Origin of the sequence: Zooshikella harenae (genome assembly GCF_018837975.1) — a bacterium.
In the GTDB taxonomy this organism is placed as follows: Bacteria; Pseudomonadota; Gammaproteobacteria; order Pseudomonadales; family Zooshikellaceae; genus Zooshikella; species Zooshikella harenae.
Window position 1 is genome coordinate 72125 of record NZ_JAGSOY010000011.1, and the last position, 14777, is coordinate 86901.

At 37.6% G+C, this 14777-nt stretch carries 13 protein-coding genes; 6 read left to right on the forward strand and 7 right to left on the reverse strand.

Annotated elements, in window-relative coordinates; genetic code table 11:
- Positions 1-202 precede the first annotated feature (202 nt).
- A complete protein-coding gene (locus KCG35_RS07155; RefSeq protein WP_215818995.1) occupies positions 203-685 on the forward strand; it encodes a DUF2846 domain-containing protein in 483 nt (160 codons plus the stop codon).
- Positions 686-737: 52 nt separating this feature from the next.
- Here KCG35_RS07155 and KCG35_RS07160 read toward each other — a convergent pair whose 3' ends face one another.
- Positions 738-1007, reverse strand: coding sequence for a hypothetical protein (locus KCG35_RS07160; protein ID WP_215818996.1), 270 nt, complete (start codon positions 1005-1007; stop codon positions 738-740).
- A 4-nt stretch (positions 1008-1011) separates the two neighbouring features.
- Positions 1012-1236: a hypothetical protein gene (locus KCG35_RS07165; RefSeq protein ID WP_215818997.1), complete on the reverse strand. Its 225-nt coding sequence runs from the start codon at positions 1234-1236 to the stop codon at positions 1012-1014.
- Between the two features lie 215 nt (positions 1237-1451).
- On the opposite strand from KCG35_RS07165, the gene KCG35_RS07170 reads away from it, so the two are divergent.
- Positions 1452-1601, forward strand: a complete 150-nt coding sequence (locus tag KCG35_RS07170; protein ID WP_215818998.1) for a hypothetical protein — start codon at positions 1452-1454, stop codon at positions 1599-1601.
- A 277-nt stretch (positions 1602-1878) separates the two neighbouring features.
- Complete coding sequence (locus tag KCG35_RS07175; protein WP_215818999.1) at positions 1879-3159, forward strand: aminotransferase class I/II-fold pyridoxal phosphate-dependent enzyme; 1281 nt, start codon at positions 1879-1881, stop codon at positions 3157-3159.
- A gap of 131 nt (positions 3160-3290) precedes the next feature.
- Here KCG35_RS07175 and KCG35_RS07180 read toward each other — a convergent pair whose 3' ends face one another.
- Complete coding sequence (locus KCG35_RS07180) at positions 3291-4127, reverse strand: SDR family NAD(P)-dependent oxidoreductase (RefSeq protein ID WP_215819000.1); 837 nt, start codon at positions 4125-4127, stop codon at positions 3291-3293.
- Positions 4128-4852: 725 nt separating this feature from the next.
- Here KCG35_RS07180 and KCG35_RS07185 point away from each other — a divergent pair.
- Entirely contained in the window at positions 4853-6058 is a 1206-nt protein-coding gene (locus tag KCG35_RS07185) for an aminotransferase class I/II-fold pyridoxal phosphate-dependent enzyme (RefSeq protein ID WP_215819001.1), read from the forward strand.
- 89 nt (positions 6059-6147) lie between these two features.
- Here KCG35_RS07185 and KCG35_RS07190 read toward each other — a convergent pair whose 3' ends face one another.
- From KCG35_RS07190 to KCG35_RS07200, 3 genes are all read right to left on the reverse strand, one after another.
- Positions 6148-7392, reverse strand: a complete 1245-nt coding sequence (locus KCG35_RS07190) for an ABC transporter substrate-binding protein (RefSeq protein ID WP_230409071.1) — start codon at positions 7390-7392, stop codon at positions 6148-6150.
- Positions 7393-7633: 241 nt separating this feature from the next.
- A complete protein-coding gene (locus KCG35_RS07195; RefSeq protein WP_215819003.1) occupies positions 7634-8500 on the reverse strand; it encodes a universal stress protein in 867 nt (288 codons plus the stop codon).
- Positions 8501-8503: 3 nt separating this feature from the next.
- Positions 8504-9988 carry a SulP family inorganic anion transporter gene (locus KCG35_RS07200; RefSeq protein ID WP_215819004.1) on the reverse strand — a complete coding sequence of 495 codons (1485 nt, stop codon included), beginning with the start codon at positions 9986-9988 and terminating at the stop codon, positions 8504-8506.
- 300 nt (positions 9989-10288) lie between these two features.
- Between KCG35_RS07200 and KCG35_RS07205 the strand changes: the two genes are divergently transcribed.
- Positions 10289-11134 (forward strand): substrate-binding periplasmic protein, encoded by an 846-nt coding sequence (locus KCG35_RS07205; protein ID WP_215819005.1) that lies wholly within the window; start codon positions 10289-10291, stop codon positions 11132-11134.
- Positions 11135-11157: 23 nt separating this feature from the next.
- On the opposite strand, the gene KCG35_RS07210 is transcribed toward KCG35_RS07205, so the two are convergent.
- Positions 11158-12327, reverse strand: a complete 1170-nt coding sequence (locus tag KCG35_RS07210) for an AAA family ATPase (RefSeq protein WP_215819006.1) — start codon at positions 12325-12327, stop codon at positions 11158-11160.
- 396 nt (positions 12328-12723) lie between these two features.
- Between KCG35_RS07210 and KCG35_RS07215 the strand changes: the two genes are divergently transcribed.
- Positions 12724-14751, forward strand: a complete 2028-nt coding sequence (locus tag KCG35_RS07215) for a methyl-accepting chemotaxis protein (protein WP_215819007.1) — start codon at positions 12724-12726, stop codon at positions 14749-14751.
- The last annotated feature ends 26 nt before the right edge of the window (positions 14752-14777 follow it).

Below are 14777 nucleotides of genomic sequence, written 5' to 3' on the forward strand. Positions count from 1 at the left end.
AGTGTCATTTTAGTGGCAGGTAGAAACTGTTAATTAATGAAGTATGTTTCTAAGTATGCAATAGAATAATTAGGACGATTGTATTTGCTAGGTGCTACACGCTAGTAGTGTGAAACTGGTTGAATATTGATGTGAGTTGTGTCATATATCTGCTTGTGGTTTTGATTCATTAAATCCAATCTGGCTGATTCAAGCGGAATATATGATGAAGTGTGTGATTAAAGGTTTGCTTTGTAGTGTTTTATTCTTATCAGGATGTACAACCATTTTTCATGATTCTACCCATCGTCATGATGAGCCAGCGATGGTTGTATTATATCGTCCAATAACGGATGCCATGCCAGAGCGTTCTGCAATGTTTATGTGGGACGATAAGCCAGTCGCTGAGCTTGCTGCAGGACATTACACTGTGTTCACTACAAAACCTGGGCAGCATACGGTCAGTCATCGTTGGCCTCATTGGTTTATGGATAGTCCAGATATGCAAGATGAATTGTCAATGACCGTGAGTGTTGAAGCAAACCAAGTGAATTATATCCGTATGGACAATAGCACATTCTTAGATGGCAACTGGCTTACTTTAAAGACAGAAATTAATCGTCAAGTAGCTTCGGAAGCTAAACCTGCTATGGCAAACTGCCAATATCAGGTCGCTTCACAATATGTATCCCAAAAGCAAATTTAGTGTTAACTTTTTTTACATTAACGTTTTAGATTACGATAAATGATGTTTGTTATTATCCACGGTTGGGGGCTATCAAAGCTCCTAGTGCTCCTGCACAGGCTGAAGCGACGGCAACGAGCATTTGTGGAATATCTTTATCATTTGAGGCTAGCCAGATTCCCCCAAGTAAACTGATCAAAATTCCACCAGTGAGTGCATACACAGCTGTTCTGTATACATGTCTATCGTTTTCAAGGGGTTCTGGCAATGGCCTAAGTGGAAGGTTCCTTTCATCTCCTGAGTCCGTTTCTCCCCAGTCTTCAAAATCCTTGTTCTCATCCATCCTGTTAGCTTACATTAGATAAAACTAGTTTATGTGTTTCTCCATGAGCATCTTTAATAAGAATCTCAGAGCCTTTCTCTATCATTTCAGCTAATTGGGCTGATAGTGCTAACGAGTATGATACTGCACTTGCTTTGGTACGTGCATGTGTGAAGCGCTGAATCTCTTCTACATTACGTATATCAAACTCTGACAGTCCCATAGTGACTTTACGAATACTCTGACTCATTAGTATGCCTCATAGCTTAGTTCCCAATACTATTCATATTTATGTGGATTGACTGTTTTTTTGTCAAGCTACATGATTTATTTACTTAAAGAAAGATACAATTGTCTTACAAAAAAAGAGTGTTTGTATGCTTTTTATTAATAGAGTCGCTGGTTATAAATTAATCTGGTTTATATTTTGCATAACATGTATATGATATTGGATAGGTAAAAGTTATGTATTCTTATCGTCGGCGTTATATTAAATATCACGGCTTTTTTCGTTGGCTGTTAAAAGTAGTGAGTGATGTTATTCTCGTTATAGCCGTTCCACTGCTTGTTGCGTGGTTGATCATTTTATTATTAAGCCAACATGCTATCGCTTAAATGAAGTTGGTTGATAAGTAAATAGTATAAAAGTATTTACTTTTATCCATATCTCCTTTATCAGGATAATCCACTCAATAATAAAAATACGTATTTTTATGTAATTGTTTGCCTGTCTGACAACTATTGCGCATAAGTTTTTTTAAAAGTCAATAATACATATGTCTATTAAAAATTACTGTGCATATAAAAAAATAAAAACAAAACTGTCATTTTGTAGGTTTAATCTTTATCAAACTAATTCATGCGCTTAATTATTATATGGCAGGCAAATATTATGAATGAACTTTTAAAAGAAAGTTTACTGGATTATGCAGATAAAGTAATCAGTGCACAAATATGTTATTTATCTGTCGATGACAGTGGTGGAGAGGGAACAGTTATTCGTAAAGATGATCGACAGCTTATTAATATGGGAAACTGTGGATATCTTGGGCTTGAGCATGAAAAGAGTGTTAAAGAAGGTTCTATAAATGCAATTAATAATCATGGTTTACATTTAAGTAGTTCAAGAGCATACATCTCTTCAAACCTATATCAATCACTGGAAGAAAAATTAACACAGATCTTTGATCGTCCCGTTGTTTTGGCACAGTCAACCCACCTAATTCATTTAGCCGTACTTCCACTCATTATAGACACAAAGGATTTACTAATTGTTGATCAGCAAGTGCACAGAAGTGTGCAAGTCATTGGAGAATACTTAAGTGGTCGAGGCGTTACAACTGAATATATTTTACACAGCCATTTAGATCAATTATCAGCCTTACTTGATGAGCATAAACATAAATATCAGAAGGTATGGTATCTTGCTGATGGTATTTATAGCATGTTTGGTGATCGTTCACCTAACGAACAGTTGTTACAGTTACTGAAGGATAATGAACAATTACATATATATTTTGATGATGCACATGGTATGTCATGTTTTGGAGAAAAAGGTGAAGGGTGGAGTCTATCTGGCTGTTTGAAAGGTCACCCTCGAGTATATGTTGCGACATCATTGCGTAAGGGTTTTGGTGCAGAAGGTGCCGTGTTTACTTGCCAAGATGAAGCGGTTTGTAAGCTTGTTAGACATATGGGAGGCCCCGTTATTTTTGGTGGACCTATTTCTAATGGAGGATTGGGTGCTGCCAATGTATCTGCAGATATCCACTTATCAGGTCAACTAGCCTATTTTCAAAATAAGCTGAATGAAAACATTAAATACTGTCAAAATCTATTAGAGCTAAATAATTTGCCAGTATACTCTGATCCTGAAACACCTATATTTTTCATTGGGGTAGGCGATCCTGATGATGGTGTGAAACTGGTTCGAAACATGATGGATTGTGGGTTTTATTGTAATATTGCCATATTTCCTGCTGTATCTAAAAAGCATACAGGTTTGCGTTTTACACTAACAGCACGACATACAACAACACAAATTGAAAATTTTGTAGAAACATTAAAAGATGAATTAATTAATATATTAACATTAAGCAATAAGAGCATACATGATGTTGACTCAGCATTTGAACGAGTTGCTTTTTATAAAAGAAAGGCAGTAAAACAGTAGAAAGTTTTAAGATGAAGTTTATTAAAACAGAATAAACTAAGTATATTTTTCAGTTTAATATTGAAGTGGCCAGCTTTTGAGCTGGCCAGTTGTTTATTCATAGTGTGTGTGGAGTATATTTCTGATGTGAGCTATGAGACCTGCTCACGCGTTTTGGCAACTTCCACCAAGGTTTTAAATAGGTTAAGTTTTTTACTAACAGTTTCAAAACCTTTAGGAAAGAAAAGCTGAAGTGTTTTCGCTACTTTAGGTATACCTGGTACTAGTACTTGTTCAGGTATATCTTTTTCAATCGCATTAATGACAGCCGTTGCGACTTTATGAATTGGTATGCTTCCAACATACCAGGGTGCTTCTCCACCTAAAGACTTACCATTTTCGTACATCCCTTCGCCATCAACAAAACCTGGTGTAATGGCTGATGAACTTACATGAGAATTTTGTTGTTTTAAGCTCATTCGCAGTGAGTGGGTGAATGCGATGAGTCCTGCTTTGCTTGCGGCATAAGGTTCTGAAAACGGTGGAGGGAACATTCCTGCAGCCGAAGCAATATTCACAATGTGCCCAGAATTTTGGTGTTGCATATGGTTTAAGAATAACTGGCTTAACAGCATAGGGGCTGTTAAGTTAACGGAAATTATTTGTTCAATTAATTTTCCAGATAAACTATCATAGTTTTGTATGGCTTCAATGCCTGCGTTATTAACGAGTATGTCAATTGAGCCGTAAGCAGCAATGCTTTTATCATATAAGTTGTGTAAGTCGTTTTTATTAAGCACATCAGTTTTAATGACATAGACTGGGTTGTTATAGACGGAAAGCTCTTGTTTTATATCATTTAAGTCTTGTTCATTTCTTGCGGCTAAAACTAATTTTACTTGACGACTTGCGAGTTGATGAGCAATATGACGACCAATACCACGTGACGCCCCCGTAATAACTGCTGAACACTCCAGATTTAGTTTCATTATATATCCTTATATATCTGAGCAGAAAAAGATGAGTTATGTTTTTAGATATACCTTTCGCGAATCAACTTTAAGCTTTGTTATGAGTTATAAATACTTTCACTTAATATGATTTAACTTTATACAAAGTGTATTTTATACAGGAAATGTTAATCTTTGTCACGATATGTTTGCTTGTGAATAAGCTTACGCCATGGTAACAATGACATCTCCATCATTGCGTAAATATAAAGCAAAAAATATATTCTCATATCGAATTTAACGAAATTCTAAGAGTGGTGTTTTTTTATACTCACAGTAAAGGGTATACACATTACTTCAATGTTAATAACGCGAGCCAATATCTCAGAGTTATTTGTTTTTGTTGTAATAAAGACGTATTTATTACAGGTTAAAAAATGAAACCTAGTAGTCATTAAAGATGGTGTATATGTTGCTTTTGACTTGATATGGATATTTTTTTATTGGTTATTCAGTGTTGATTTTTAAAGGAAAACTTAGGTAACTGAGAACTTAGATAAAACGTTATCAGTTAGAGTGTAAAGAATATTGAAAACTTATACCTTGTATTAAGACTTTAATTATATTGCGGGCTGGTTTGATGCTAAATAAGTATTAGCTAAAATATTTGATGCTTTGACTAAGGATAATATGGTTTTCACCAGTTAAATGATTTTAAGGATAAGGAGTCCATAAATGGATAACTCAGACTAAGGTAACGCGCCATGAATGAGAATTTACGAGAAAGCTTGCTTAATTATACTGATAAAGTAATCAGTGCTGATATTTGCTACTTAACTGTAGATGACGGCGAAGGTGAAGGTGTAATTATTTACAAAGATAATAAACCTTTAGTTAATATGGGAAACTGTGGTTATTTAGGATTGGAGCATGAAGCTAAAGTGAAAGAAGCATCTATTAATGCTATTAATAGACATGGTTTACACTTATCAAGTTCACGAGCCTATATTTCATCAGAACTATATCAATCTCTAGAAGAGAAACTTTCGAAAATATTTAATCGATCTGTTGTTTTGGCCCAAAGTACACATTTAATGCACATTGCTGTACTACCTTTGTTAATAAATAGAAAGGATTTATTAATTACAGACCAGCAAGTTCATCGAAGTGTTCAGTTTGTTATTGAATATCTTACAGGGCAAGGTATAAAGAATAAACATATTTTACATAGTCGGTTAGACCAACTAACCAACTTGTTGGATAAACATAAAAACAGTTATTCTAAGGTTTGGTATTTTGCTGATGGTATTTATAGTATGTTTGGTGATCGAGCACCAAACCATCAGCTGCTGGAGTTATTAAATAACTACGAACAGCTACATATTTACTTTGATGATGCCCATGGTATGTCGTGTTTCGGAGATAAAGGAGAAGGATGGAGTTTATCAGGTTGTTTAAAAAATCATCCGAGAGTGTATGTTGCAACCTCCTTAAGAAAAGGTTTTGGAGCTGAAGGTGCAGTATTTACATGCCAAGATGAAAAAACATGTAAGTTAATTCGACTAATGGGAGGGCCTATTGTATTTGGTGGACCCATTTCCAATGCAGGATTAGGAGCTGGTATTGTATGTGCAGATATGCACTTGTCGAATGAACTAGCTGTTTTTCAAGATAAATTGAACTCAAATATACAACATTGTCAGGCATTGTTAGAACAACATGGACTGCCAGTTTATTCTGATCCGTTAACACCCATATTTTTTGTGGGGGTCGGAGATCCTGATAATGGTGTGAGGCTTTCAAGAAAAATAATGGAACGGGGTTTTTACTGTAATGTAGCCATGTTTCCTGTCGTACCAAAACGACATACAGGGTTACGATTTACGCTCACAGCACGCCATACCCATGCTCAAATTAGTGAGTTTGTGAGTATATTAAATGAAGTTTTGAATTCGGAATCAGATAGTTAGTAGCACTGTATAAGCCAGGGAATGGCGTAATAGTCTTCAAGAGTCCTTTTCTTTTTATATATCAACCGCGAATGGTATATAGTGAAAAGCTAATTAGGTAAAAATGTTCTCACTCTAAAATCTTCTAACTCAGAAGTGATTTTATTAATATCTCTATGCTCAAGAAAGCTATTGATTGCTGGTAAGACAAGGTCTACAAACTCTTTTTTAGAGTCACGGTCAAAATACTGGGTGATTCCTTCTGCATTATCAAGTTGCTTCTTTCCTTGCTGTATGAGGCTCATAGGCTCGATTGGTGATGCCAAATGGGGCGGAATATTCTTCATTATACGATTAAAGTGATGTTGAACATTAGGTGAACCTAGCATCTCCAGAAAGTGTTTGGCATGAATCAGGTTTTTGGTGTTTTTGGGAATAAAAAACAGGTCAGTTGGTGCTTCTTCATAAATAGGAATGTTAGGATTAATAATGGGAAAGTGAAATAATTTTAGTTTTTTTGTGAGTGCGCCTGCTCTAGAAACAATAAAGTGGCCAATGAGTATCATTGCTGCGTTTTTTCGTGTTATTTCGGGTAAAATATCAAACCACTCTTCGTCAATATAATCTGTAGTTAGACAGTTATGGTCTAATAATTCTTTCCAGTAAGTAAAGACTGATTTTACCTTTGGTTGTAGAAAAGATTCTTTTCCTTGTAATAATCTATTATGAAAATTTATTCCGTTAATTCTTAGGTTTAAGTAATCAAACCAGGCCATTGCTGGCCATAAACCTTTGTTACCTAATATAATTGGTTTTTTACCTGATTTTGATAATGTATCGCATACTTTTATGAGCGCTTGCCAATTATTGGGAGGAGATAAATGATAGTCTCTAAAAATGTCTTCGTTATAGTATATTCCCCAATGATAGTAACTGATGGGGATTGCATAATAGCTACCATTGAAGTTAACCAGGTTTTTGATACCTTGAGAAAAGCCTTTTTCCCACTGTTGTTGTTGCCAAAGATCATCTATTGATAAAATATGATCTTGTCGTACTAGGTTAAAAAGTCGTTCTCCTCCTTGCCAGAACATAACATCAGGACCTTCTTTCGCCGTCAGCCAAGTCATCAGTTTTGCTTTATAATTTGTATCATTTTCAGGCAAAATTCGCACTTTTACAGAGGGATAGCGTTGCTCAAATTCTCTGGCTAAATATCGAAATGCTTTACCTTGTTCTATACCAACAGTGAGGATTGTAACATCTAAAAAATTCTGTTGTGTCCCATAAATCTGAAAACTTTGGATGGCTAATACAAAAAAGACAGTTAGCTGTTTTCTTAGCATTTTAATCATCGTGAGCAAGAACATTTCCAACTATGTTTACCCTTTGGACTGGTGAATTATTTATGCATAGTTTTCGCGTATGATTAATGTATTTTACGAGAGACATATATCCATAACGATGAGCAAAGAAAGCTGTCTTTCTAAGAGTAGATGATTTTGAGGATAAAATTATTAGGAGAAAGGTGAGAATAGGGTAAGTGGGCTAAATCACTGTTAATCAGAATCTTGCCCACTTATATACCATGATGGTTTAACGAAGTAAAAGTAGGGGTTTTTGAGTGGACGCTAACATTTTGGCGGTAAAGCTACCCAGTAATAGCTCTCTGATACGTGTATGACCAAATGCACCCATAACGGTTAAGTCTATTTGGTGTTCTGTTTGATAGGCACAGATAACGTCTTCAGGTTTTCCTTCTAGGGCAGCGGTTATGACTTCAATGCCTGCTTCTTCTAATTTACGGGCAGCATTTGGTAAACAGTCACTTGTGTGCTTTTCCGGATTAGGGTTAGCATGAACGACATGACATGGTAGCCCTTTAAATAAAGGCCTGTTAGCGATCATATCCAAAGCTTTTTGTGCGGCTTCACTACCGTCATAAGCCAACATGATGCGCTTTGGTTCGGTAAACTCCTTGTTTACGACAAGTATAGGTTTATGTAATGAGCGAATGATGGTTTCTAAGTGAGCACCAATTTGTTTTCCATCATCTTCATGGCCTTCACCTCTAATGCCTAGTACCAAGACTCGAATCTCATCTTCTAGCTCAATTAAAGACTCCGTCAGGCTACCATGACGTTGTTTTGCGATAATATCTTCAATACCTGCTTGCTCTGCTCTTGATTTAGCAGCATCAAGCATGATTTTGCCCTGCTGAACTAATAACTTGCTGCGTTGTTGCTCTAGCGTTGTTAATTCATCAAGTAACTTTTCTTGGCTACCCAGACCAATACTACCTGACAAATCAACCATGCCTGGTATCTGGTGGTGCTCAATATTATGGAGTAGTTTCAAAGGAGCATTAATGCGTTGGCTGGCCCATACTGAGTAATCACATACTGCAGTGCTGTAGCGAGAGCCATCAATACAAGCAAGCACCTTGGATATTGTTGTTTTCATTTATTAGTGACCTCCAAGTACTTTTTCGATTTCTTCAGGTTTATCATGTACCCCAAATCTGTCCACAATCGTAGCACTTGCTTCATTCAGGCCGATTAATTCTACTTCTGCACCTTCACGACGAAACTTAATAACAATTTTATCCAAAGCATTGACGGCTGTAATGTCCCAAAAGTGTGCTCGATGTAAATCAATGACTACCTTATCAAGCGCTTCTTTAAAGTCAAAAGCAGCCACAAATTTATCTGCTGAGCTAAAAAAGACCTGTCCTATAATGTGATAGGTTCGTGTTTCTGAGGCCTCATCCAACTCGGACTCAATATACATAAAGTGGCTTACTTTGTTGGCAAAGAAAAGCGAGGCCAATAATACACCAGCTAACACGCCATAAGCTAAATTATGCGTCCATACCACCACAATAACAGTGGTTAGCATGACGATATTGGTTGAGAGTGGATAATGTTTTAGATTACGAATTGATTTCCAATTAAAGGTACCAATGGACACCATGATCATGACAGAAACCAATGCAGCCATTGGTATTTGGGCAACCCACTGACTAAAGAAAACGACTAAGATTAGCAACATTACACCCGCAACCAGGGTTGATAAGCGGCCTCTGCCTCCGGACTTTACGTTAATGACTGATTGACCAATCATTGCACAGCCTGCCATGCCACCAATACAGCCTGTTACAATGTTAGCGATACCCTGACCTTTACATTCGCGATTTTTGTCGCTGGGTGTATCAGTTAAATCATCTACGATTGTAGCCGTCATGAGTGATTCAAGTAAGCCAACAACAGCTAAGGCTGCTGAGTAAGGAAAGATGATTGAAAGGGTTTCAAGGTTTAAGGGGACATCAGGCCACAAAAATAGAGGTAGGGTATCTGGTAGTTCACCCATATCACCCACAGTTCGAATATCGAGTCCTAACCATAGTGAAAGTGCTGTTAAGGTCAGTATGCATACCAGAGGGGAAGGAATCGTTTTATTCAGTAATGGAAATAAGTAAATAATGGCCAGGCCACCTGCAGTCACTGCATAAACATGCCAGGTTACATTGGTGAGCTCGGGAAGTTGTGCCATAAAAATTAAAATGGCTAAAGCATTAACAAACCCTGTGACAACAGACTGGGATACAAAACGCATCAGTTCGCCAAGTTTTAAGTATCCAGCAATGATTTGTAGTGCCCCAGTTAATAACGTAGCGGCGAGTAGGTACTGCAGACCATGCTCTTTTACCAAGGTGACCATCAATAATGCCATTGCGCCGGTTGCCGCAGAAATCATACCTGGGCGTCCACCGACAAAGGCTGTGACAACAGCGATGCTGAATGAAGCATAAAGACCCACTTTAGGGTCAACACCTGCAATGATCGAAAAAGCAATCGCTTCTGGAATAAGCGCTAGCGCAACAACTAGTCCAGCAAGCATATCTGCTCTAATATTGCCAAGCCAGTCATATTTTTTTGAGTAAAACAGCATAATAACCCTGATAATGATAAATAAACCTTAAAGGCAACTATAGTTAACCTTTAAAAAGACGACTTGCCTCTAACACCACTTGCAGATTATCCCAAAGGAGATTTGACCATCTCAGTAAGGTCGCTACTGTGATCAGGCAAAAAAGGAGCGGATTATAAGAGTTTTTGACTGGGTTTGCTACCTGTAAAACGGACGATAAATTTAAAAGCATGTGTTTGGAGAAGGCTTCTCTTAATCGGTCTTGCATAGTCTATGCTTTCACTAGAAAAGAGATATTTAATATTTAGTGAATAGGGCTTTATGATAGCGTGTATTTTTAAGCAAGGGCTAAAAAAAGGATTTAGAGTATTTATACAGTTATTGATGATGACTGCTATAAGTATTTATGCTCCTATATTAAGTGCCGTTGATAATTCTAAATTAAGCGCTGTTGATAAGGCAAAGTTCGACTATATTTTTGCTACAGAATCATGGCCGCCATACTATGGACATGCCATGGTTGATGAAGGCTTTATGGCTGAAGTAATTTATAAATCATATGCTCGAGTGGGTAAGAAAGTGCATATCCTTTATACTTCCTGGAATCGCGCGTTTGAACGAACAAAGAATGGGTTATATGATGGCGTCGTTGGCATTTATTATGTGCCAGAAAGAGAAGCATACATTAAGTTTTCATCACCCATTACATTTTCCAGGCAAGCGTTGTTTAGTATAAAATCAAAAGGTATTAATGGAGATACAATTAAAGATTTGCTGGGTTATAAAGTGAGTGTTGTCAGAGGTTATTATTATTCGAGTGAGTTTAATGATGCCCCTTTTATTGCAAAGCATGAAGAAGTTAGTACAGAAAAAAACCTAACGATGTTTTTAGGTGGACGAGTCGATTTAATAGCGGCTGATGAACGTGTGTTAAAATATTTTTTACATCGTAATCACCCCGAAGTGGCTTGGAGTGACTTGAAGCGAAATGTTGATCTTGCTGTGCCAACAGTTCATTTAGGATTTCCAAAAAAACTAAAGTATTGCATGACTATGTATAATGAATTTGAGCAAGGATATAGTCTTTTAAAAAAAGAAAATAAGATAAAAGAATTAAGAAAAAAACATAATTTTTATGATTTTCCTGAAAGAATAGAAAAGCAATAGTTTGGCATGAAGCATATTACCCTTTACCCTCGCTTATCAGGCCAATGCCAGGCAGGTACTGATAACCAATGTTGACCTACTATTTCAGTTTGACCAAGCTGTTTTTCTAAAGCAATTTGGTTGCAGTCAGGGTGTTCACTTAACGCAGCAATTAATCGGTTCGAGTGTGTTACCACCCAAATTTGTGTTTTATTGGAAGCTTTAAGAATTAATCTTGCCAATGCGGGTAGTAAATCAGGATGTAAACTGGTTTCAGGTTCATTTAATACCATCAGTAATGGTGGACGTGGAGTCAGTAGAGCGGCAATCCAAAGAATGTATCGTAATGTGCCATCAGATAGTTCTGCGCCTGACAAAGGTCGGAGTAGGCCTTCTTGTGAGAACTGCAATGAGAAACGGCCATCATGATGTTGAATTATACTCAGTTGTGCGCCAGGAAAAGCATCACTTACAGCTTCATCTAGTGCAACATGATCTCCAATCTCACGAATAGTCTGAAGTGCTGCTGCCAAGTCTCGACCATCATGGTGTAACACGGGGGTTCGTGTACCAAGCTGAGGTTGGCGTATTGGTGAGTTTTGATCAGTCCGAAAATGGTCATAAAATCGCCAGCTTCTTATAGACTCTCGCATGGAATAAAGTTCTGGCATTGAGCTGGGATCAATAATCTCATCAAACATACTGTTGAAAAGACTGAGTGTCTGAGTCGCAATTTCCCACTTGCTACGGGGGCGTACTTTAACAACGGCTCCTTGTCTATCAACCAGTAAATTAGCAGGGCGGTACGTGGGTCCTGCCCAAATACATTCGCGTTTGATTTCGGGGTCGAGTGAAAAAAATGAGTTGGATGGTTTGGGAAGTCCTAGTGAAATGGCGTAACTTAATATTTCTGTGGAAAACCCCAAACGTAGACGGACTGATTCCTTACGAACAGTGCCTTGGATAGGTACTTCTCCGTTACGCATTTTAGGCGTGATACTGGCAGGGCCAGCCCAAAAAGTGGAGTCAAGACCGCCTTCAGCGGCTAGAGAATTAATGACGCCTCCTTGTGCTGTTTCTGCTAATAAACGTAATGCTTTGTACAGGTTTGACTTTCCACTGCCATTAGGCCCTGTAATTACATTTAAAGCGCCGAGAGGCGTCGTGATTTGTAGAATAGAGCGGTAATTATTAATGGCTAATGTTGTAATCATGGACAAATGAACAAAAGAAGATTAATTGAGGCGTAATGTATTAATGGTTAGTACTAGCAATTAACAAACAACGTGTTTTATTAAGACACTTCACGGTCATATTAATTCAATAATCCAGTATGCTTACGACAAATAAAGAGCATCATGTGTTGAGCTTAATATACATTATTATGGATTTAAATTTTAAACACCTGTGAGCATGGAAATGATTAGCAAAAGAGTTGTAGCGCTATGCTATTATGAAACGAAAGTACAATAAGTTGGCGCGCATAATAAATGGATTGCTAATGTTCTGGTTATATAGCTCTAGAGAGAGGTATGCTTCAAGTGTGCACTGTAAGTGGACATTGGTAGTAATGTAAAAACCTAAATACCAGACTGACAAGGATGCCTCCCATGATTAATTTTTGGTATTTTGGACGGAAGCTCGTTGGTAACCTGCGTTTGACACAAAAATTTCTTCTCATTTTAAGTTTACTACTTTTGCCTATTTTGTATGCGTTATGGCAAATTGTGACAACTCATAATCAGGATATTCATGTTTGGGAAAAAGAGCTTGCTGGTCAGCAACTTATTGCTATCGTTCATCCGCTTCGAATTCTAGCGGCTCAACATCGAGGTAAAACAGCTGCGTGGTTAGGTGGAAGTCAGTCTGCGTATAATGATCTCCCAGAGATTAGGGCAAAACTGGAACAGGCATTTAGTAAAGCGACTAATACTGCAAATCAAATGGGCTTTGCAGATGTGGCGAAGTCAATTCATACAGTGGCTGATGAGTGGCAGTCAATGACTGATAAGTTATCAACAGATATTCAAATTAATACTGCATTTTCATTACATACAGAATGGATCAATCGTATATCCATAATTGTTGACACTATCGCGACTAACACTGGGCTAATTCTTGATCCCAAACTAAATACTTTCTTAGCAATGAATATGTTTGTTTACCAGTTACCTTTATTATCAGAAACAACAGGGAAACTTCGTGGTAAAGGTAGCTTGGTTGCAGCCCAGGGTCAATTTACCCCTGAGTTATTTATTGAGGTGACCAGATTAACCGAAATAGTTGAAGAGGTGCTGGCCAAAGTCGAAACTCAAATTACTGCATTAAATAATTATTCTGTGGATTATCGTAGTCAAATAGCCCCTTATGCTAAGAAACTAACTCAAATGGTTAACGAGTTGGTCACAACAAGTAAGCGTGATTTACTGGAGGTACAAACGTTATCCGTATCAGCTGAACAGTTTTTTGAAAAAGGGAGTACAGCGATAAATGCCCAAATGGATTTTTACCACTTTATTGAAAATCTATTTATTGAGGGGGCAAAAAAACATTTAAATGAAACCATACATAAACGGAATATTGTTGTTGCTGTTTTTTCGCTAACTATGTTATCGGCGTTATATTTATTGGTTTGCTATCAGATTAATACCCGGTTGGCGATAAATAGTTTACTTTATGCTGCACAATCACTTGAGGCTGGCCACTTAAATATACAGCTTGAGACAAAAGGGCAAGATGAATTATCCGAAGCAATAAACGCGACAGGTCGTGCTATGAATTTGCTTCGACAAAAAGTAAAAATGCTGGCCCAAGAAGCCATTGCACTTAATCAGACTGCTCAGGAGCTTGATAGTGAGTCAAAAACGAATCAACAGTCTGGTAATGATCAAAAACAACAGATCAGCCATATTGTTGAGCTTGTTCGCAATAGTACAGACTCTGCTCAATCAATGCTTGAGCTTTCTGAAGAGACCTCTTTGCATGTTCAGGAGGTATACACCTCAGCACAGGAGAGTTCGCAACAGTCGATTAAGACAGCTGATTCCAGTCATCAATTAGCGGAGCAAATTAATGATGCTGCACAGCAAATTACAAAACTAGCTGAGAGTGCGAATAATATAAGCAATGTGATTGATGTTATTAAAGCGGTTGCTGAACAGACCAATCTGCTGGCATTAAATGCAGCAATCGAAGCGGCAAGAGCTGGAGAGCAGGGAAGAGGCTTTGCAGTCGTTGCTGATGAAGTCCGTACACTAGCCACTCGAACACAAGAGGCTACCAATGAAATCAGTGACTCAATATTAAATTTGCAGCAGATAGCAGAAGAAGCCGTTAAGGTAATGGAAGAATCATCACGAGAAGCAGTAACCAGTGAAGAAAGAACACGTAGTACAGGAGAAGCGCTACAAAAAGTCACTGAAGCTACAAACCAAGTCGCAGAAGCATTTCAGAAAGTATCTGAAGCTGCCAATATACAGGCATCAACCGCAGGCGATATTAATTCTCGAATAGATTCTGTGGATAACTCAGCCTCTGATTTAGTTTCCAGTGCTGAACGTGTTGCTGAAAATGCCAATTCGGTGCATACACGAAGTAAAAGTATAGAAAATATCGTTTCTGGTTTTAAGTTTGACTGATGGCGTTTCGTTGAATTGCCAGCCAA